17 protein-coding genes are annotated in these 19,026 nt (G+C 69.6%); 9 read left to right on the top strand and 8 right to left on the bottom strand.

Annotation, left to right across the window (positions count from 1 at the left end; genetic code table 11):
- The first annotated feature begins 261 nt into the window (after positions 1-261).
- Entirely contained in the window at positions 262-831 is a 570-nt protein-coding gene (locus ACWGCN_RS19495) for a TetR family transcriptional regulator (RefSeq protein WP_378638373.1), read from the top strand.
- A gap of 45 nt (positions 832-876) precedes the next feature.
- Complete coding sequence (locus ACWGCN_RS19490; RefSeq protein ID WP_379314357.1) at positions 877-2,055, top strand: amino acid deaminase/aldolase; 1,179 nt, start codon at positions 877-879, stop codon at positions 2,053-2,055.
- Positions 2,056-2,069: 14 nt separating this feature from the next.
- Here ACWGCN_RS19490 and ACWGCN_RS19485 read toward each other — a convergent pair whose 3' ends face one another.
- Both ACWGCN_RS19485 and ACWGCN_RS19480 read right to left on the bottom strand, forming a co-directional pair.
- Positions 2,070-2,690 (bottom strand): phosphoribosyltransferase, encoded by a 621-nt coding sequence (locus ACWGCN_RS19485; protein ID WP_449963791.1) that lies wholly within the window; start codon positions 2,688-2,690, stop codon positions 2,070-2,072.
- Positions 2,691-2,701: 11 nt separating this feature from the next.
- Positions 2,702-3,559 carry a carbon-nitrogen hydrolase family protein gene (locus ACWGCN_RS19480; protein WP_452457694.1) on the bottom strand — a complete coding sequence of 286 codons (858 nt, stop codon included), beginning with the start codon at positions 3,557-3,559 and terminating at the stop codon, positions 2,702-2,704.
- A 62-nt stretch (positions 3,560-3,621) separates the two neighbouring features.
- On the opposite strand from ACWGCN_RS19480, the gene ACWGCN_RS19475 reads away from it, so the two are divergent.
- Complete coding sequence (locus tag ACWGCN_RS19475; RefSeq protein ID WP_378993449.1) at positions 3,622-5,424, top strand: DEAD/DEAH box helicase; 1,803 nt, start codon at positions 3,622-3,624, stop codon at positions 5,422-5,424.
- Positions 5,425-5,555: 131 nt separating this feature from the next.
- Positions 5,556-9,350, top strand: a complete 3,795-nt coding sequence (locus ACWGCN_RS19470; protein ID WP_452457714.1) for an AAA domain-containing protein — start codon at positions 5,556-5,558, stop codon at positions 9,348-9,350.
- A gap of 1 nt (position 9,351) precedes the next feature.
- Here ACWGCN_RS19470 and ACWGCN_RS19465 read toward each other — a convergent pair whose 3' ends face one another.
- Genes ACWGCN_RS19465 through ACWGCN_RS19450 form a run of 4 tightly spaced genes read right to left on the bottom strand, consistent with a single transcriptional unit; the run spans position 9,352 to position 12,423 of the window.
- On the bottom strand, positions 9,352-10,056 hold the full coding sequence (locus tag ACWGCN_RS19465; RefSeq protein ID WP_379313689.1) for an ESX secretion-associated protein EspG: 705 nt from the start codon (positions 10,054-10,056) through the stop codon (positions 9,352-9,354).
- Entirely contained in the window at positions 10,053-11,408 is a 1,356-nt protein-coding gene (locus ACWGCN_RS19460; protein ID WP_452457696.1) for a hypothetical protein, read from the bottom strand. Before ACWGCN_RS19460 ends, ACWGCN_RS19465 begins: the two co-directional genes overlap by 4 nt.
- Complete coding sequence (locus tag ACWGCN_RS19455) at positions 11,401-11,799, bottom strand: hypothetical protein (RefSeq protein ID WP_379313685.1); 399 nt, start codon at positions 11,797-11,799, stop codon at positions 11,401-11,403. Before ACWGCN_RS19455 ends, ACWGCN_RS19460 begins: the two co-directional genes overlap by 8 nt.
- An 18-nt stretch (positions 11,800-11,817) precedes the next feature.
- A complete protein-coding gene (locus ACWGCN_RS19450; RefSeq protein WP_378993454.1) occupies positions 11,818-12,423 on the bottom strand; it encodes an alpha/beta hydrolase in 606 nt (201 codons plus the stop codon).
- 212 nt (positions 12,424-12,635) lie between these two features.
- On the opposite strand from ACWGCN_RS19450, the gene ACWGCN_RS19445 reads away from it, so the two are divergent.
- On the top strand, positions 12,636-13,499 hold the full coding sequence (locus ACWGCN_RS19445) for an SMP-30/gluconolactonase/LRE family protein (protein WP_378993455.1): 864 nt from the start codon (positions 12,636-12,638) through the stop codon (positions 13,497-13,499).
- Between the two features lie 89 nt (positions 13,500-13,588).
- Here ACWGCN_RS19445 and ACWGCN_RS19440 read toward each other — a convergent pair whose 3' ends face one another.
- A complete protein-coding gene (locus tag ACWGCN_RS19440) occupies positions 13,589-14,392 on the bottom strand; it encodes a hypothetical protein (RefSeq protein ID WP_378993456.1) in 804 nt (267 codons plus the stop codon).
- Positions 14,393-14,589: 197 nt separating this feature from the next.
- Between ACWGCN_RS19440 and ACWGCN_RS19435 the strand changes: the two genes are divergently transcribed.
- Entirely contained in the window at positions 14,590-15,762 is a 1,173-nt protein-coding gene (locus ACWGCN_RS19435) for an acyl-CoA dehydrogenase family protein (RefSeq protein ID WP_378993458.1), read from the top strand.
- Positions 15,763-15,771: 9 nt separating this feature from the next.
- Complete coding sequence (locus tag ACWGCN_RS19430) at positions 15,772-16,899, top strand: acyl-CoA dehydrogenase family protein (RefSeq protein WP_452457697.1); 1,128 nt, start codon at positions 15,772-15,774, stop codon at positions 16,897-16,899.
- A 51-nt stretch (positions 16,900-16,950) separates the two neighbouring features.
- Here the strand turns inward: ACWGCN_RS19430 and ACWGCN_RS19425 are convergent, their stop codons facing one another.
- A complete protein-coding gene (locus ACWGCN_RS19425; protein WP_387447522.1) occupies positions 16,951-17,580 on the bottom strand; it encodes a hypothetical protein in 630 nt (209 codons plus the stop codon).
- A 175-nt stretch (positions 17,581-17,755) separates the two neighbouring features.
- Here ACWGCN_RS19425 and ACWGCN_RS19420 point away from each other — a divergent pair, with 175 nt between their 5' ends.
- Together ACWGCN_RS19420 and ACWGCN_RS19415 are read left to right on the top strand one after the other, a co-directional pair.
- Positions 17,756-18,115, top strand: coding sequence for a hypothetical protein (locus ACWGCN_RS19420; RefSeq protein WP_378993464.1), 360 nt, complete (start codon positions 17,756-17,758; stop codon positions 18,113-18,115).
- A gap of 53 nt (positions 18,116-18,168) precedes the next feature.
- Complete coding sequence (locus tag ACWGCN_RS19415) at positions 18,169-18,996, top strand: GNAT family N-acetyltransferase (RefSeq protein WP_452457698.1); 828 nt, start codon at positions 18,169-18,171, stop codon at positions 18,994-18,996.
- Positions 18,997-19,026: the final 30 nt, after the last annotated feature.

Raw genomic sequence — 19,026 nt, 5'->3', positions numbered from 1 at the left:
CGCGGATCGGTCACCGGATGTGTTGCGTCCGTTCCGGTGGGTGCCACTGTGCCGTCGCACACACCTCCGGAGCGTCGTCGCTCACACCCACGGAGCTGACCAGGGCCTACTTGTACAATCGACCAGGTGCGCGGATTCCGGCGCGGGGGTGTCGGATATCCAGGAATGCGACAAATTGAGGCCGTATGGTCGGTTTTACAAAAGGTCGCATTCGGATAACAAAACAATCTTTCAGTCTGAAAAGGATGGCTGAACCAGTTCGTGAATCCTGAAAACCTTCTAAGATCGAGCTCGGTGACCACCAAGCTCGCATCGCCGCGGGCAGCGATATTTGTTGCCGAGGAGTCGTCGTTGAGCGCCAGCCGTGAACTAACTGAAATTTCGCTACGGCCCGCCGTATGTGATGCCGTCGAACAAGCCGCCGCCAGTTCGGACGCTACCGGCGTTCGGGCGCTGCGGGTGTTCTTACATGCCGGGCTCAGCACCTACTGGCCGTTGGTGAAGGCCGCGCCTGCCCGGCGAATCGCCGCCTATGAAGCCGCGTTGCAGACCTTGCGTCTGCGGTGGGCGCCCACCGGTGACACCATCGGCGACCCGACCGCCGTCGCGATGTTCCGCGAGATGGACGACGAGGCCGCCGACTTCCTCGGGATGTGCGCGCGCCTGTCCGGCACGCAGTGGCTGGAGCCGGTCGACTCGGTGGCGGGCTACCTCGTCTCGGTGTTCCACGGCGCGGTGCTGCGCTGGCTGGCCGACGGCAACGACGAGACGATCCTCGTGGTGATCGACGACCTGGTCGGCTGCCTGACACTGAAGGCGGTCGAAAGCTGACGCGCAATGCTGGACGACTGACCAAATAGGTGGTTCAGTAGTCGTGTGACACCGACGACATCGCTGCATCATCTGCACGCGGCGACCGCGGAGCTCGACCCGCCGCTGGCCGCCGTCGACCTGACCGCGCTCGACCGCAACGCTGCCGACCTGGTCCGGCGCGCGAACGGCATCGCGGTGCGGGTGGCGAGTAAATCCGTGCGCTGCCGGGCGGTGCTCGAGCGCGTACTCGGCGACGGACTGACCGCCCGCGACGGCTTCGCCGGGATCATGGCGTACTCGCTGCGTGAGGCCATCTGGCTGGTCCGCCTCGGCGCCCGCGACGTGCTGCTCGGGTACCCGGTTCTCGACCGTGCCGCGCTGGCCGAACTGGCCGCCGCCCCGGCCCTGCTCGAGGCGATCACGCTGATGATCGACGATGTCGCCCAGCTCGAACTCACCCGGGCCGCGCTCGGCACCGACCTGGTCCACCCCCGCGTCTGCCTCGACGTCGACGCGGCTCTGCGGATCGGCCCGCTGCACCTGGGTGCCCGGCGCTCGCCCGTGCGCAGCCCCGAGGACGCCGCCGCGCTGGCCGCCGAAGCGCTGCGGCGCGGGTTCGATGTGGTCGGTGTGATGACCTACGAGTCGCAGATCGCCGGACTGCCCGACAGCAACCCCGCGGTGCGCGTGGTGAAACGTCTGTCCGCACTCGAAATCGGGCGCCGCCGTACCCGGGTGGTCGATGCTGTCCGGGCGGTGACGGGCCCGCTGGAGATCGTCAACAGCGGTGGCACCGGTTCGATCGAAGTCTCGATCACCGATCCCGATGTCACCGAGGTGACCGCCGGTTCCGGCCTCTACGTGCCGACCCTGTTCGACCACTACCGCTCGTTCACGCCCCGCCCCGCGCTGTTCTTCGCCACCCCGGTCCTGCGCAAACCCGCACCGACCATCGCGACCGTCTTCGCGGGCGGCTACATCGCGTCGGGCCCCGCGGGTCCGAGCCGCGTCCCGGTCCCCGTGTGGCCCGCCGGGCTGAAGCTGCTCGGCTCCGAAGGCGCGGGCGAGGTCCAGACGCCGCTGGCCGGTGGCGCCGAACTCGAGATCGGTGATCGTGTCTGGTTCCGCCATGCCAAGGCGGGCGAATTGTGCGAACGCTTCGCCGAGCTCCATCTGGTCGACGAGGCGGGCACCCGCACGACGGTTCCCACCTACCGCGGCGAAGGTCAGTGCTTCGGCTGAGGTCGACAGGCGTCTCAGCGCAGGAGCGCGATCACCTCGTCATCGTCGAGCTGGTGAAAGTCGCTGTACGCCATGCCGACTCCACCCAGGTCGGTGGGCGTCCACAGACAGACGAGCTCATCACATTCGCGCTCGACCCGCCGTGCCGCCTCGGGTGCGGACACCGGCACGGCCACCACCAGCAGATCCGGCCGTTGCGCCCGCGCCACCCGGCACGCGGCCACCATCGTGGCCCCGGTCGCGATCCCGTCATCGACGATCACCACCGTGCGCCGCGCCAGGGGGATCGAGTCGCCGACCCGCAGGATCGCCTGCCGACGGCGTAGTTCGGCCCGCTCGGCCAGTTCCACCTCGTCGAACGCCTCTGCGCTCACCCGGCTGTGGTCGACGACGTCACGATTGAGGACCAGCAGTCCGCTCTCTCCGAGCGCCCCCATCGCCAGCTCCGGCTGCGATGGCAGCCCCAGCTTGCGGACCAGCAGGACATCGAGTTCCCCGCCGATCGCCGCGCTCACCGCCGCCGCCACCGGCACACCCCCGCGTGGCAACCCGAGCACCAGTGGACGGGTGGTCCGCAGGTGTTCGAGGGCCGTGCCGAGAGCGCGGCCCGCCGCTGCCCGATCCGGGTACACCATCGCCTCGAACGCTACTCCGCTCCGGACGCCTCGGAAACGGTGAACCGTCGCAGCGACAGGCTGGGATTGGCAGTGCGCACCCTGGCCAGATGCGCCGTGTCGACCGTTGCCGAGGCCACGCCCGGTTCATCGCCCAGTTCGGCCAGCACCGTGCCCGCCGGGTCGATGATCATCGACGAACCCGCGCCGCGTGGCGCGCACTGATCGGCCGCGGCCACGTACACCGTGTTCTCGATGGCGCGTGCCCGCAGCAGCGTCGTCCACTGGTCGACCTTGGCCGGTCCCGGAATCCACTGCGCGGGCAGCAGCAACACGTGTGCGCCCGCCGCCGCGACACGCCGACACCCTTCCGGAAATCGCAGATCGAAACAGGTCTGCATGCCGAATACCACACCGTCGACAGCGAAAGTCGCAGGCGCGACGAGCGGCCCCGCTGCCACCACATCCGATTCCAGATGACCGAACGCGTCATAGAGATGCACCTTGCGATACACCGCGACGCGCGCGCCGTCGGGCCCGTGCGCGACGAGGGTATTACTGATCCGGGTCGCCCCCGGTGACGGCAACTCCACCACACCGGCAACCAGGAATACGCCGAATTCGGCGGCGAGCGCCGCGAGTCCACTGGTGAACGGACCGTCGAGCGGTTGCGCGATCGCCACCACCCGCTCATCGAGCCGAGTCACAGCGAACATCGAGTATTCGGGCGCGAGCACCACGCGCGCACCCGCTGCGGCCGCCGTCCGCACGTGTTCTCGCAGGGTCGACAGATTGGTTTCGGGATCGGTTCCGGGGGCGAATTGGACCACCGCGATCCCTACTGTCACCGGCTGAAGTTCCTGATGTGCTGACCCGTCGCGCAGTTGCATAGGTCTCACCGTATTCACCTGGTGGTTGGGGCAGCTACCGCCAGGCAGTAAACTCGTGGTCAATGAGTACAAATGAGGTCGACAGCGTTCCTGCCGACAACGACAGGAACGACACCGGCCCGACTTTCGCCGATCTCGGGATCGATGACCGCGTGCTGCGGGCCATCGCCGATGTGGGCTACGAGTCGCCGTCCCCGATTCAGGCGGCGACGATTCCCCCGCTGCTCTCCGGCGCCGACGTGGTGGGCCTCGCGCAGACGGGCACCGGCAAAACCGCGGCATTCGCGATCCCGATCCTGATGAACCTGGACACCGCGCAGCGCAAGCCGAGCGCCCTGGTGCTCGCGCCGACTCGTGAGCTCGCGATCCAGGTCGCCGAGGCGTTCGGCAAATACTCCTCGCACATCCCGGGTCTGCACGTGCTGCCGATCTACGGCGGGCAGAGCTACGGCGTGCAGCTGTCGGGTCTGCGCCGTGGCGCGCACGTCGTGGTCGGTACGCCCGGCCGCGTGATCGATCACCTGGAAAAGGGCACGCTGGACCTGTCGCAGCTGCGCTACCTGGTGCTCGACGAGGCCGACGAGATGCTCAAGATGGGCTTCCAGGAAGACGTCGAGCGCATCCTGCGTGACACCCCCAAGGACAAGCAGGTCGCGCTGTTCTCGGCCACCATGCCGGGTGTGATCCGCAAGATCTCCAAGCAGTACCTCAACGATCCGGTCGAGATCACGGTCAAGTCCACGACGCAGACCAGCTCCAACATCACCCAGCGTTATGTGCAGGTGTCGCATCAGCGCAAGCTCGATGCCCTCACTCGCGTGCTCGAGGTCGAAACCTTCGAGGCGATGATCATCTTCGTGCGCACCAAGCAGGCCACCGAAGAGCTGGCCGAGAAGCTGCGCTCGCGTGGTTTCTCCGCCGCCGCGATCAACGGTGACATCGCGCAGAACCAGCGCGAACGCACCATCGGCCAGCTGAAGGCGGGTGGCATCGATATCCTGGTCGCCACCGATGTCGCCGCGCGTGGTCTCGACGTGGACCGCATCTCCCATGTCGTCAACTACGACATCCCGCACGACACCGAGTCCTACGTGCACCGCATCGGCCGCACCGGCCGGGCCGGCCGTTCGGGCGAGGCGCTGCTGTTCGTGGCCCCGCGCGAGCGTCACCTGCTCAAGTCGATCGAGCGGGCCACCAAGAGCGCGCTCACCGAGATGCAGTTGCCGAGCGTCGACGACGTGAACGCCACGCGTGCCTCCAAGTTCGGTGACTCGATCACCGAGAACCTGGCCTCGGACAACATCGCGCTGTTCCGCAAGCTGATCGAGGACTACGAGGCCGAGCACAACACCCCGCTCGCCGACATCGCCGCGGCACTGGCCGTGGGCGGCTACGACGGCGACAACTTCTTCATGTCGCCCGAGCCGGAGCCCGCCCCGCGCCGCGAGCGTGACTACGACCGCGACCGTGAGCGCGCACCGCGCCGCTACGACGACGAGGACCGCGCCCCGCGTCCGCCGTCGTTCAACCGGGAGAACGGCGAAGAACTCGCCACCTACCGGATCAGCGTGGGCAAGCGGCACCGCGTGGTGCCCGGCGCGATCGTCGGCGCCATCGCCAACGAGGGCGGCCTGCGTCGCAGCGACTTCGGTCACATCAGCATCCGGCCCGACTACAGCCTCGTCGAGCTGCCTGCCAACCTGCCCAACGAAACGCTGGAAGCCTTGCGGCGCACCAGGATCAGCGGTGTGCTGATCCAGCTGACGCCCGACCAGGGCGCACCGGCGCAGCGTTTGAACGCTCGCGGCCCGCGCCGCGACCGCGAGGCACGTCCGCGCACCGAACGGCGTAAGCCGCGCACCTAGTCCACTCGTGCGCACCAGGGCCGAGGTCAGGCGCGTTCGTCCTGTCCGTGGGTAGTGCCCTGGTCGCTCGCAGCGCTGGTTAAGGTGATGGGCGTCGGGTGTGCGTGAACACAGGAGGGCCGCGCTTGTTCGTGTCCGGTGATCGGGTGGTCGGTGCCGTCGGCGATCTCGCGCGCGCGGCGAACTGTGAGTTCGCGGTGTTGCGCGGAATCGACGCAGCTCTCGGCAATCTGCCCGGGGTTCCCGACACGACAGCCCCGCTGGTGCGCACGGCCGAACCGTCCGCCGAACTGGTCGCCCACTTCGGTGACAGGCTGGTCCGGATCCCGTCGCCCGAGGTGCTCGGTGGCGACGCGACGGCCCGGATCGCGGCGCTGACCGCCGCCGCGGAGCACACCGCGCGAGCGCTGAGTTCCGGCGCCGAGGCGATCTACGGCGCGGTGTTCTTCGACGGTCGATTCGCCTGTGGTGCCGACCTTCTGGTCCGTGGTCGCGCGGGTTACACCGTGCACAGCGCGCTCGGTGAGTATTCGGTCGGCGTTCCCGGCGCGCCGCATCGTGGCGACGGTCGCGGGAACGCGCCGTCGGCGTGGTCGCACGTCGAGGACGCTGCGGTGTCGCCAGGTCCGACGGGAACGCCTCTGCCGGCACGCGATTCGGCATCGGCGGACGAGGAATTCAGTAGTTTCGCCGGCGCGGTATCTCCTGCCGACAGCAGGGTGCTGCGACGCGAATTGGCCGCGGGCCGGACGCCTTTCGAGCGCGTCGCGGCGTCGGTGCAGGCGATCAAGGTCGATCCGGCTCGTGAATTGCTGAGTGCGCGCCTGGAATTCGCGGCGTGCGCGCAGGCACTCGCCGACGCGGGGATCGGAGTCGATCCCTGCGCGTATCTGTGGACCGCCGAGGGTGTGCGGCGCGAAGTGAGCGCGGAACTGGCGCCGGTGTATTCGGCGCGGCGGGCTCGCGTGGAGCACATCATCGAGGACAAGCTGGCTGAATTGCTGCCGGTCCAGTGGGGTGACCCGCGCTATCTGGCCTGCGGGCGGTGCCCGAGCTGCCGTGCCGCGGCAGCGAATGCGCGAGACCTGCTGCTGGTCGCGGGGATCCGACCCACCCAGCGGGCCAGGCTGCGTGAGGCCGGCGTGCTCACGATCGATCGTCTCGCCACCACCGCCACTCCTGTCCCAGGACTGGCTCCGCGCACGCTGGCGGCCCTGCGTAAACAAGCCGATATCCAGCTCGTCCGCGAACGCACCGGCCGCCCGGCCTTCACCCTGCGCGACGCCACCGCGCTCGGGGCCCTGCCCGCACCGCGCCCCGGCGACCTCGCCCTGGTCATCGACCTGGACCGGCACGGCGCCATGACCGGCCTCGAACTCGCCGACGCCACCACCATCGTCTTCCGGCCGGTCGTTGCCGGTGTGGAGCAGCCGAACAGCGTCGGTTACCGGCCGCGTATGCCCGTCGGTCCGATGGACACCAACGCCGTGGTCTTCGGGCCCGGCGGCGTCGAACCCGCGAACGCGGCGGGCTACCCCAGCGCCGATCCGGCCGAAGCGGACACCATCTCGTTCGGGCGCATAGTCATCGGTGACGACTCGGCCATCGGCGACGACCCGGCGGATCCGCTTGCCGCCGATCCGCGCCAGACCGGTGTCGACGCGGTGCCGCGCAGCTCTCTCGGCCTCGAACACGCGGGCCCGTCGACGCAGGACGGGGGAGTGCTCGAGGAGCTGCTGGAGATCATCGCCGAGCATCGGGCGGCGGATCCGGATGTGCGCGTGTACCACTACGGTTCGGATATTCGCACGGCACTGCTCGATGGGGCGGGCAGGCTCGGCACCGGTGCCGATCTGCTGGACGAGCTGTTGGCCGAGGGCGCGCTGGTCGACCTGGCGCCGATCGTGCGCACGGCGCTGCTGATCGGCGAACAGTCCTATGACGCAACGGGACTCGCCGCGCTGCTGCCGGATACGCCGGGTCGGGCGGCGACGGTTCTGGGCATCCGCGACTGGCTGCTCGACCGCGCGGCCGACGCGGGAATCGCGGTGCCGGGCACCCGGTTCGCCGTGGCGGAATCCGACGTGCCGCCCTCGCTGCACCCCGGCTCGCTGGAAGCGGCGCTGAGCGAGTTCGCCGCGGACGCGCAGGGGGATTCGGCGCGCGCCGCCGCCCTGACGGCCGCGGTCCTGGGCTATCACCGGCGTGAACGGCAGCCGCGCTGGTGGGCCCACATCGATCGGCTCGGCCATCCGGTCGGCGACTGGGCCGACGCACCGGGTGTGCTCGTCGTCGAATGGGGCACCGTCGACACCAAATGGCATCGCACGCCACAGCTTCCGACGATGCGCCGCTACCTGACGCTCACCGGCAGGTTGGGCACGGGCGCGACGCTCACCCCGGGCACCCAGATGGTCACCATCTACGACGGTGCCGCCGCGGCGGGCATGACCCAGACGCTCGGCCGCCGCGCCACCGCCACCGCCACCGTGCTCGGGTGCGCCGTCGACCCGAATTTCGACGACACCGTCCGGCTGGAAGAGCTGCTCCCGGCAGGCTGCCCGCCCTACGACGACCTGCCCGCCGCCATCGCTCCCGGCCCGCCCGACGGGGAGGCCGAGATCGAGGCCGCACTGGAGCACACCGCTCAGGATCTGCTGATGAGCCTGCCGTGGGTGCCGGAGAACGCGGTCTACGATGTGCTGCTGCGTCGCGCGCCCCGGCTGCGCGACGGGATGGCGCTGCCGCAGCCCCACGACGATCTCGGCGCCGTCCTCGCCCACGCGGTCGGCGCACTGGACGCCTCGTACCTGGCCGTGCACGGGCCGCCCGGTACCGGCAAGACCGGCATCACCGGGCGTGCGCTCGAGCGGCTCGTCACCCGCCACAAATGGCGGATCGGGGTGGTGGCGCAGTCGCACGCGGTGATCGAGCGGATCTTCGACGCGGTCGTGGAAGCGGGCCTGCTGCCCGAACTCGTGGCGAAGAAGGACGTCGCCTCGGTCGGTCCGGATTGGTCGGCGATCGATGCCGCCCGGTACCCGCGCTTTCTGGACAACGCTGTCAACGGGTGCGTGATCGGTGGTACCACGGCGGATTTCGTCGACGAACGACTGATCGCGCCCGGCGCGCTCGACCTGCTGGTGATCGCCGACGCGGGCGAATGCTCACTGGCCGACACCGTCGCGGTCGCGGTGAGCGCGCGCAACCTGCTGCTGATCGGCGATCCGGTCCCGGCCAGGGCGCAGGCGAAACATCCGGAGCCCGTGCAGGTCTCGGCCCTGGAATGGCTGTGTGCAGGCGCGGGGACCCTGCCCGTCGAACGCGGCTACTTCCTCGACCGGACCTGGCGCATGCACCCCGCGATCTGCGAGCCCGTGTCGGCCTGCTGCTACGACGGCCGGCTGCGCGCGGACGAGGCCATCACGCTGACCAGGGATCTGGCGGGGATCGCGCCCGGGGTGAGCACGGTGCTCGTCGAGCACCGCGGCAGTGCCACCGAATCCGATGCCGAGGCACGCGAAGTGGTGCGCCAGGTCCGGATCCTGCTCGGCGAGACGTGGACCTCCGACGGCGGAACCCGCAAACTCCACCCACACGACATCTTCGTGGTCGCGCCGTACGCCGCCCAGGTGGCGCGGATCCGGACGCTGCTGGCCCGCGCCAAGATCGAAGACGTGCTGGTGGGTACTCCGGATCGCTTCCGTGGCCGGGAAGCCGCGGTGGTCCTGTTGTCGATGACCACGTCGACCCCCGCCGACGCGCCCTTCGGGATGCGGCCGCTGTTGTCGCGCACCGTCATCCATGCCACGCTGTGCCGGGCTATGTGGAAGGCGATCGTCATCCGCTCACCCCTGCTCACCGAGTACCTCCCGGATACCGCCGAAGAACTCGCGGACCTCGCCGGTTTTCTCCAGCTCGGCTGATTCAGACGCTGCGGAGAAGGCGGCGTAGCCATTCGACGGCGGTGTCGGGGGTGGCGGGGGTGATGTCGATGTGGCGGCTGGCGTGGACCAGGTAGCGGCCGTCGCCGGTGAGGTCGATCCACGACAGCACGCCCGAGGGCTTGGGGTCGGTGCCTGCCGCGACGAGGATCTGGCCGATGCCAGTGCGGGGGCGCTGGAGGAGTCGGCGTATGCGCGCCGCGTCGGACGGGCCGGCGACGGGGGCGGTCACCAGGTCGCGGCTGTCCTCCTCGACCCGGGTCGCCGGTGCCGTGATGCGCGGGGTGAGTCCGGGGCGTTGGGCGGGGAGCCGGGAGAACACCTGGGCGGCAAGACGTTTCGTACTACCGACCTGCACGTGCACCGAACCGCCACGGTCGGCAGCGCTACCGGGATCCTGCACCGCGAGAACCGCGACATCCGCGGTGACCGCGCCGAGCATCCGCACCGGCGCGGGCGCGTGACCACAGACCTCGACCCGGATCTCCGGTTTCGCCAGCACCCGCAGGGCGGCCGCGAGGTCGGCGTCGAGGGTGCGAGCACACCAGGCGTCGAGCGCGGGTTGCTGGGCTGCCCGCTCGACGGTGTCGCGTGCGGACGCACGGACGGCGAGCGGATAGGGGATCCGGTCGCCGTCGGTGCGCGCCCAGCCCAGCGCGAACTGGTCCGGGGTGAAGTGCCAGTTCACTCCCGTTCGGTCCACTCACCGAGCACCGCGGGACTGGTCGGCTCCATCTTCCCGATCAGCGCGTTCACTTCGTCGGCGGGCTCGAGGTAGGTCGGCTCCTCCTCGAGGAACCGCAGGAACTCGTCTTCCTCGTCCTCGAGCTCCTCGGCCACCTGGGCGGGACGCGGACCACCGGAGGGCCGCGTCTGATCCGCGGCGGCGATCGCCCCACCCATCATTCCGCCGATCGCGCCCGCGCCCATCCCGGTGGCGGCTTCGCCACCGGACACCGAGGGATCGCGCTCCTGCCTGCCCTCGCTCGCTGCCTCCGTGGCCGTATCGCTTGCCGTCGCGTTGCCGGCGGCCGCGGTGTTCGCCGAGTGGGTCGCGTCGTTCGATTCGCCGGTGGGCGGTGTCGCGCCGGCGGGTGCGGACGTAGTCGAGGTTCCCGCGCGACGGGTTCGGGCACTGACGGACATCGTGCCGGGGAAGGCCGTGGTCGAGGCCGGGGTGGTGGTGCTCGCCCTGCTGGCGTTGGCAGGCGGCTGGTTCGGGGCTGTTGTCGCGGCAGGGGAGGTAGTCGCCGGAGTCGTCCCGTTCGCGACCACGCCCGGGGTCGCGGCGGTCCCGTTGGTCGGGAGCGCGCCGTTGCCGGTGGAGAGGGTGCCCGCCGTTCCGGCGACCGGCGCGGATGCGGCGGGCATCGTGGCGGCGGTGACGGTCGCCGGTGTCGTCGCCGACGAGACGACGGCGCTCGCCTGCGGAATTCCGGCCGGGAGAGCGGCACCCGACGCCGTCGCAGCGGCGGTGACAGTTCCTGTCTCCGTGGCGATTCCGGTGAAGGCGGGTACCCCGGACCCGGTCGGCAGGAAGGCTCCGGCGTAGATCGTCTCCATCGCCTGCACCGCGTCGAGGCGGGCGTTCTCGGCCTCGCGGGTGATGGTGGCGTTGTTCGCGGCCTGCTCGGAGTCCAGGAGCGCGGCCGCCGGATCGGGCTGTGCCCCCTCGGGTTCCGCCACCGCGGAGCGCAGGGACTCGGCGGCGTCACCGGCCTGGCTGAGCCGGACGCCGACCGCGGTCAAGACATCGGCGATGCGCCGACCGGCCTGCTCGAAGTCGCGTACCGCGTCGGCGGCCTGCTGGGCCGCCGCGCCGCGCCAGCCGTCGGCGATGGCGGCACGGATCTCACCGTGTGCGATCTCGACGCCGTCGCCGAGGCCCGAGGCGGTGGTGAGGAACGTCTCGCCCGCGCCTGCCAGTGCGGCTGGATCGAGTTGCCTTACCGCACTGTGAATGTCGGCATGGGACAGGTTGTCGAAGACTTCGACGACGGAAACGTAGTCCACATCGGTACGGCCGGAAATGCTACGCATCGCCATCACCGGGAACCTCGATCGCGGCGACCGCGCCCGCCAGTGCCTGATCGGCCTCGCGGAAGTTCGCCCCGGCGGCGCGGAACACGGCGGCCAGGTCGCGCGCGGTGCTCGCGTAGGCGCGCAGTTCGTCGAGTGCCTCGGTGGCCTTGGACTCGAAACCGGTGCGCAGGGCGCCGCCCGAGGGGAGACCGCCGAAACCGGGGATGACAGCGGTCGCGCTGAGCACCCGCACCTGGGCCTCGACCTCATCGGCCAGCCGTTCGTAGCGCAGCGCGCAGCGCTCGGGCGCGCCGTCGGCGACGAGCACCCCGTCGATCCACAACCCGCCCTCGTCGACGGCTTGGCCGAGAGCCGCCGTATTCGGCAGCCCCGTTCGATTCGGTTGCACCGGTTCCCCCTTCGTCGTTCATCGCACCGCGGTGAGTACCCACTCCGCGATATCGGCCGCCACGCGGTGCTGCACCGGTTCGTGCAACAGGTCGTGTCCGGCGTCGGCGTACTCGCGCAAATCTACCGATCGGTGCCGTGCTGTCCATAGCCGGATTACATCGACGGGTGCGCGCCGGTCGTCCACGCCGTGCACCGCGAGCAGCGCGAGACCGGGCTCCGGCGCGATGTCGGCGACGCGGCGCGGAGTACCACACAGGATGAGTCCGGCCAGGTCAGCGGAGTTTTCGTGGGCGAGGTGCACGGCGGTCACGGCGCCGAGGGAGTGCCCCATCAACACCGGCGGGTCCGGGTGATCGGCGCGGACGAGTTCGAGAAATCCCCGCGCGTCGGCGGTCAGCTCGTCGATGGTGCCCGGCGCGTCGGGATCGCCCTCGCTCAGTCCCTGCCCCGAGGTGTCGAGGGCCCACAGCTCGATCCCGGCGGGACGCAACGCCGCGGCGAAGCGGTGATAGTGCCCGCTGTGCTGACCGGTACCCGGCAGCAGCGCCAGCCGCGCCGCCGGTCGGTCGACGGACCAGCACCGGCAGTGCAATCGTCCACGCTCGCTGTCGAAATAGGGCACCTGTCGATTATCGCTGTTCGGCCGATCGAATTGTTCTGGGAGACAGCACTAGTACGTGGTACCCCGTGATGGGAACCGCAGGTGACGTGGGCTGCACACGGTGGGCCCGCAGCCGTTAGACTTCGCGCGTCGAACCGGGTCAACAGAGTCGAGGGTTACAGATGTTGTCGTTCCGTCGTTGCGTCGTCCGTGTTGTGGTCGGTGCGGCTGTCGTGACCAGCGCCTCGCTCGGTTCCGGGGCCGTCGCGGGCGCCGCCCCGCTGTCCCTGTGCGGACAGGCGCGCCAGGACGTCGCGATCAGGTCGAGTGTGCCGCTGCTGGACTGGTCGGAGAACTTCGGCATCGACGCCCAGGGTGACCTGTGGGTTTCGCGGGTCATGCGCGGCGAGGTCCAGCGCTACGACCGCGACGGGCGCCTGACCGCCACGGTGGCCGTGCCCTCGCCCGGTGCCGTCCGGCTCGGTCCCGACGGACTGCTGTACGTGGTCACCGGTAACTCGCCGCTGGCCGGCTCGGGCGGCATCGTCCGCTTCGACCCGGCGGCCGCGCGCCCGAACCCCGTCGCCTTCGCCACCGGCTTCCCGCAGCCCAACGGTGCCGCCTTCGACGCCGACGGCAATCTGTACGTGACCACCGGCAACGGACTCCACCGCCTGCGCCGCGACGGCAGCGAGGACATGGACTGGTGGTCGGCCGTCAGCATCGAGGGACCCAACGGTGTTGTGGTGTCGGGTGACTCGGTCTACGTCACCGCGAACTTCGTCGGTGCGGGTGGACCCGTCGGTCGCGTACTGCGACTGTCCCGTACCCACCCGGGCGCGGCGACCACTGTCGCCGACCTGACCTCGTTCGGCACACTGCCCGATTTCGTCGATGACCTGGTCGTGCGCGACGGTGCCCTGTACGTCACGACGCTGGCCGGGCACCTGGTCCGCGTCAACCCGAACACCGGCACCGCGTGCACCGTCGTCGCCACCCAGCCGCTCACCGCCGTCGTCGCCGACCCGTCCGACCCGTCGGCGCTGCTCGCGGGCTCCGAGGAGGGCACGGTTCTGCGCATCCGCCCGATCGGCTGACGCGACCGTCGAGGTGACCGGCGCGCCGAACCGGGCCGTTGTCCGGTCGGCGAATTCGTCCGCCGGCCAGGGGACCTACTGAACCCGGCTCAGCCGCCGACGTTGGTCGCCGCGGGCGGGGCCGGGGGAGCGGGCACCGGGGCGGGCTGGGGCGTTTCGACCGGAGCAGGCGCCGGAGCCTTCGATGTCGGTGCGCTCGAAGAGGATTCACCCGAACCCGGGCTCACGGCCTGCGGTTCGGGAGCTGGCGGTGCCGCGGGGGCTTCGGGGACCACCACCGGCAGATCGGGCACGACGAACGTGCCGACGGTCGGGGTCATCACGCAGCGGGCGCCCGCGTAGTCGATGGTTCCCCACATGGAGGCGACCACGGTGCCCGCACCGCTGTGCACCGTCTTCGACAGTGACGGCAGATTGAACTCGGTCTGGTCGTCGAGGCCGACGATGCCGCTCTGACCGTTGTTGACGTTGACCCACGCGACGCTGAGGCCGGAGGCCAGCGGAACGCCGGAGTGGCGCGGGCTCGCGCTGAAACGGATATCGCCCGGCGTCAGGCTCGTCGCGGTGCGCGGGCCCGGCCCTTCGAACGACGCCGCGGCGATGATCGTGGTGATCGGGCCGTTGCTGCCGCAGCCGAAGGTGGGGGCCGCGTAGGTGAAGGGGGTGAACTGCGTCGAGATGTCACGCAGGGCGTCGACGCCGACGATGCCGGTGAAGCTCGCGATCGCGCCGACACCGGCCTTCGCCGTGGTGTCCTCGCCGGCGAGGTGGGTGAGGTGGCCGATCGCGTCGTCGGTGGGCGACGCGATCGCGCTCGGGGCCAGCAGGGCCAGCGCGCCGATGCTCGCGGCGGTGACGACCGCTGCTCTACCTGCGATGGATCTGCCGTTCACCCGTGACTCCTCGATGGATGCTCGTCGCCGGATAGTCCGGTTCGTCTGGCAACGTACCAGGTCGTCGCGCGGGTCGCCGAGCCGCCGACAGCGCGGCGGGGGCCGCTGGGACAGCCATCGTGTGTGATGTAGTCGACACCGAGGATTACCGAAGGGTAGGTTTCTCTTCGACGGCTACGAGTGACTGGGAGACCCGTATGAAGTTAGCCCTGTCCCCGGAAGAGGTCGCTTTCCGCGACGAGCTCCGGCATTTCTACGCGACCGAGATCCCCGCCGACATCCGCGATCGGGTGAAGCACGGCCAGGATCTGTCCCGCGAGGACATCGTCACCGCGAACAAGATCCTCAACGACAACGGCCTGTGCGTGCCGAACTGGCCGGTGGCCTGGGGCGGCAAGGACTGGACGCCGATGCAGCGCCACCTCTGGCTCGACGAGATGCAGCTGGCCTCGGTACCGGAGCCGCTCACGTTCAACGCCTCGATGGTCGGCCCGGTGATCGCCCAGTTCGGTTCCGAGGAACTCAAGCAGCGCTTCCTGCCGCCCACCGCCGCGCTCGACATCTGGTGGTGCCAGGGCTTTTCCGAACCCGACGCGGGTTCGGACCTCGCGTCGCTGCGCACCACGGCGGTGCGCGACGGCGACTCCTACATCGTGAACGGCCAGAAGATCTGGACCACGCTCGGCCAGTACGCCGACTGGATCTTCTGCCTCGTACGCACCGACCCGAACGCGCCGAAGAAGCAGGCGGGCATCTCCTTCCTGCTCTTCGACGTGAAGTCGCCCGGTGTCACCATGCGCCCGATCAAGCTGATCGACGGCAGCTACGAAGTCAACGAGGTGTTCTTCGAGAACGTCCGGGTGCCCGCCGATCAGCTCGTCGGCGAGGAGAACCAGGGGTGGACCTACGCCAAGTATCTGCTCGGCAACGAACGCACCTCCATCACCGGCGTCGGCAAGACCAAGGTCAAGCTCGGCCTCGCGAAGGATTACGCCCGCGCGACCAGGACCGGGCGCGGCACGCTGCTCGACGACCCGGTGTTCGCGGCGCGGCTGGCCGAGCTGGAGAACGAACTGCTCGCCCTGGAACTGACCCAGCTGCGGGTGGTCTCCAATTCTGTTGAAGGCAAGCCGAATCCGGCGTCGTCGGTGCTGAAACTCAAGGGCACCGATTTGCAGCAGGCCGCCACCGAACTGCTGCTCGACGTCGCGGGCGCCGACGCGCTGCCGGTCGACGCCGACAACATCGCCTCGCCCGCGTGGGCCCAGCACACCGGCCCCGGCTACCTGAACTACCGCAAGGTGACCATCTACGGAGGCTCGAGCGAGGTCCAGCGCTCGATCATTTCCTCCACGATCCTCGGATTGTGAGGCGCTGACATGGAACTCGCACTGACCGAAGAACAGACGATGCTGCGCGACACCGTGCGCGAACTGCTGCACCGGTTCTACGACGGCGAAGCCCTCACCAAGAGCGGCGACACCGACCCCGGCTGGAATCGCACGGTCTGGAAGCAACTCGCCGACCTCGGGGTGCTCGGGCTGACCATTCCCGAGGAGGACGGTGGTGTCGGCGCGGGCCCGGTCGAGGCGATGCTGGTGCAGGAGGAGCTCGGTCGCGCGCTGGCCCCGGAACCGGTGCTCGACTCGGTGGTGATCCCGGCCGAACTGCTGCGGCTGGTAGGCAGTGCCGAGCAGCGTCAACGGCTCTTGCCCGCGCTGGCGGAGGGAACCATCCTGCTCGCCTTCGCGCACGCCGAGCCCGGCCTGCGGTGGCCGTCCACGGAGCTCACCACCACCGCGGTGGCCCAGGGCGACAACTACGCGCTGACCGGTGTGAAGAATCCGGTGTTGCGCGGTGATGTGGCCGACGAGGTGATCGTCAGCGCACTGCTGCCCGGCGGCGGGACCGGGCTGTTCCTGGTCGACCCGAATCAGGATGGCGTGCAACGACGGTCGTACCGCACCTTCGACGGTCGTCGCGCCGCCCAGTTCGACTTCGACAACGCGGCGGGCCAGCTGCTCGGTGACGCCGTCGACGCCGCCGAGCAGATCGCCCTGACCCAGGGCTACGCGCAGGCGGCACTGTGCGCGGAGTCGGTCGGGGCGATGGAGGTCGCGCTCACGCTCACCACCGAATACCTCAAGACCCGCAAGCAGTTCGGGGTCACGCTGTCGAAGTTCCAGGTGCTCACCCAGCGCGCGGCGGACTGCTACGTCTCGCTGGAACTGGCCCGCAGCATGAGCCTGTACGCGACGGCGGCGCTGGCCGACGGCGGCAACGATCCGGTCGTCGCGTCACGGGCGCGGTTGCAGGTGGGGAAGTCGGCCGAGCACATCGGCCAGGAGGCGATCCAGATGCACGGTGGCATCGGCGTCACCGCGGAGTACCCGGTGAGCCACTATGTCGCCCGGTTGACCGCGATCGGGCAGACACTCGGTGGGGCGCTGGAACATCGGCGGGAACTGGCCGACCGGATCGGCGAGTACGACCTGGTCGAGCTGTAGCTTCGTCGATGATGGTGCGTGCCCGGGGTTCGGGTGCGCACCATCGTTGTGTCAGCCCTCGGCGGTGGTGGGGGCCGGGGTTGCGGTGGTCGTCGCCGCCTCGGTGGTCGTCACCGTGGTCGGGGTGGCGCCGGTGTCGGCCGGGACGACAGTGGTCGGGGTCGCGCGGTCGAAGGCGTGGGTCGGCGGATAGTCCTCGGACGCTTCGTCATCGCCCACGCGGGGCGGGGTGACGGTGCGGGTGGGGTTCTGCCGGGTGGGGATCTGTGGCCGGGTGGTCGTCGGCTCGTCTTCGGTGGTCTCCGGCGGGCGCGTCGTCGTCTCGGCGGGCCGGGATTCGGTCGTCGCCTCGGCCGGGCGGGATTCGGGCGCCGGTTCGCCCTCGGGCGGTGGCGTCTCCGACGGCGAGGTCTCGGTGGAACTGAGGCTGAACGGCTTCCGCGGCGACATGTACGGCGCGATCCGCCAGCTGGGCGACGGCGGGATCGGGATGTGCACCGTGGTCGAGGTGGGCTCGTCCGCCGACCGCGCGGGGGCGGCGGCCAGGTCCGCGCTCAACGGCGGCGCTGGCACGTAGACATCCTGCTGCCCGACACCGCACGCACCGATGATGATCAGTCCGAGCGACACCGCGCCAACAGCGACTGCCGGACCCACGAACTTGGCCCTGCTGTTATCCATCGCCTGTTACTCCTCGTCGGCTTCGAGATCGCCTCACAGTAGTGCAGGTCGGGCAAAAGAGCGCATTTTAAACGTTAGTGGTCCAGATATCGGATTGATCAATTCAGCGTGTCGTGGGGACGTGTCGCGCGCGTTCGACGTCGCCGAGTCGTAGCGTGTGTGAGCAAAGTTACGCATGAGACGTCCGGCAACGTTACCCCTGACGCGCGAGGTCGCGCGGCGCAAGTATCTGATCGGCGTCATCGAGGAGAATCTCATGGGAGCACTCTCGACACCCCGGCTGGAAACCGCGGCGGCGAACACCGATTCGGCCACCGTCGGGCATCTTTCGTCGACACCGCCCGGCAACCGCACCCTCGCGGTGGTCGCGCGGATCATGGGCTGGTTGTTCTTCGTCGGCGGACTCGTCGGCGCCGGCCTCGGGATCGCGGGCCTGCACGTGGAGATCACCGTCGCCGGGCTGATCCTGGCCTGTACGGCTGGACTCATCTTATTGAAGCTGCGCACCGATCGGGACATCCCCGAAACAACCTGAGACACCTCATAATTCGAATGCGGTCGCGGGTGTGACGGCTTACCGTCGGTGTGGTGCGCATCGACATCACCACTGACGCTGCCCGGTTCCTGGCCGAGGCGGAACCGTTCCTGCGGTGTGACCCGCTGCGACACACGGTGATCGCGAGTACCCTCACCAACCTGATCGCGGGCAGATCCGGCTCGATGATGACGCAGTTTCTGAGCGTCCGCGACCGAACGGGTGTGGTCGTCGGTCTCGCGCAGAGCACGAACGGCGCCATCTACCTCGGCGAGTTGCCCCCGCACAGCATCTCGGCCGTCGCCGATGCCTTCGCGGCGTTCGACATCGCGGCGCGCAGCGTCGAGGGCGAGCGGGCCGACGCCGCTGTCTTCGCGCAACACTGGTCGAAGACCAGCCGCGGGACCTACCGCGAGAAATACACGACCCGACTGTTCCGCCTCGGTGCCTTGCACATTCCGGCGGCGCCCGGCGCACCTCGCCAGGCCACCGTCGACGATCTGGCACCTTGCCTCGCGATGCTGGAGGGTTTCAGGGTGGAAGCCGACGCACCACGTCGGCTCGACGAGACGGCGGTGCGCAAACGGATCGAGGCCGGAGCGTCGTGGTTGTGGGAGCACGACGGCGCGCCGGTGACGCTGGTCGCCCGGCAGGCGGAGGTTCTCGGTTGGGCCAGGATCGGCCCGGTCTACACGCCGCCGCCGTTGCGGGGCAACGGGTTCGCGAGCGCGCTGACGGCGACGGTCGCCGGTCGGATTCGCGCGGAAGGCGCCGGTGTCTGCCTGTTCACCGACCTGGCCAATCCGACCTCGAACAAGATCTATCAGCGAATCGGCTTCGAGCCGGTGCGCGACTTCGTGCACTACACACTGACCGCCTGATGGGCGCGGACGCGCAGCGGTCCTCGAACC

This window comes from Nocardia sp. NPDC055050 (assembly GCF_053608345.1).
Note: the sequence above shows the minus strand (reverse complement) of the source record. Positions and strands in the feature narration are given on the sequence as shown.

Coding starts and splice junctions, on each gene's coding strand:
- ACWGCN_RS19485 (WP_449963791.1), bottom strand. CDS start 2,690: ATGGTGTACCCGGATCGGGCAGCGGCGGGCCGCGCTCTCGGCACGGCC.
- ACWGCN_RS19480 (WP_452457694.1), bottom strand. CDS start 3,559: ATGCAACTGCGCGACGGGTCAGCACATCAGGAACTTCAGCCGGTGACA.
- ACWGCN_RS19475 (WP_378993449.1), top strand. CDS start 3,622: ATGAGTACAAATGAGGTCGACAGCGTTCCTGCCGACAACGACAGGAAC.
- ACWGCN_RS19460 (WP_452457696.1), bottom strand. CDS start 11,408: ATGCGTAGCATTTCCGGCCGTACCGATGTGGACTACGTTTCCGTCGTC.
- ACWGCN_RS19435 (WP_378993458.1), top strand. CDS start 14,590: ATGAAGTTAGCCCTGTCCCCGGAAGAGGTCGCTTTCCGCGACGAGCTC.
- ACWGCN_RS19430 (WP_452457697.1), top strand. CDS start 15,772: ATGGAACTCGCACTGACCGAAGAACAGACGATGCTGCGCGACACCGTG.
- ACWGCN_RS19425 (WP_387447522.1), bottom strand. CDS start 17,580: ATGGATAACAGCAGGGCCAAGTTCGTGGGTCCGGCAGTCGCTGTTGGC.
- ACWGCN_RS19420 (WP_378993464.1), top strand. CDS start 17,756: ATGAGACGTCCGGCAACGTTACCCCTGACGCGCGAGGTCGCGCGGCGC.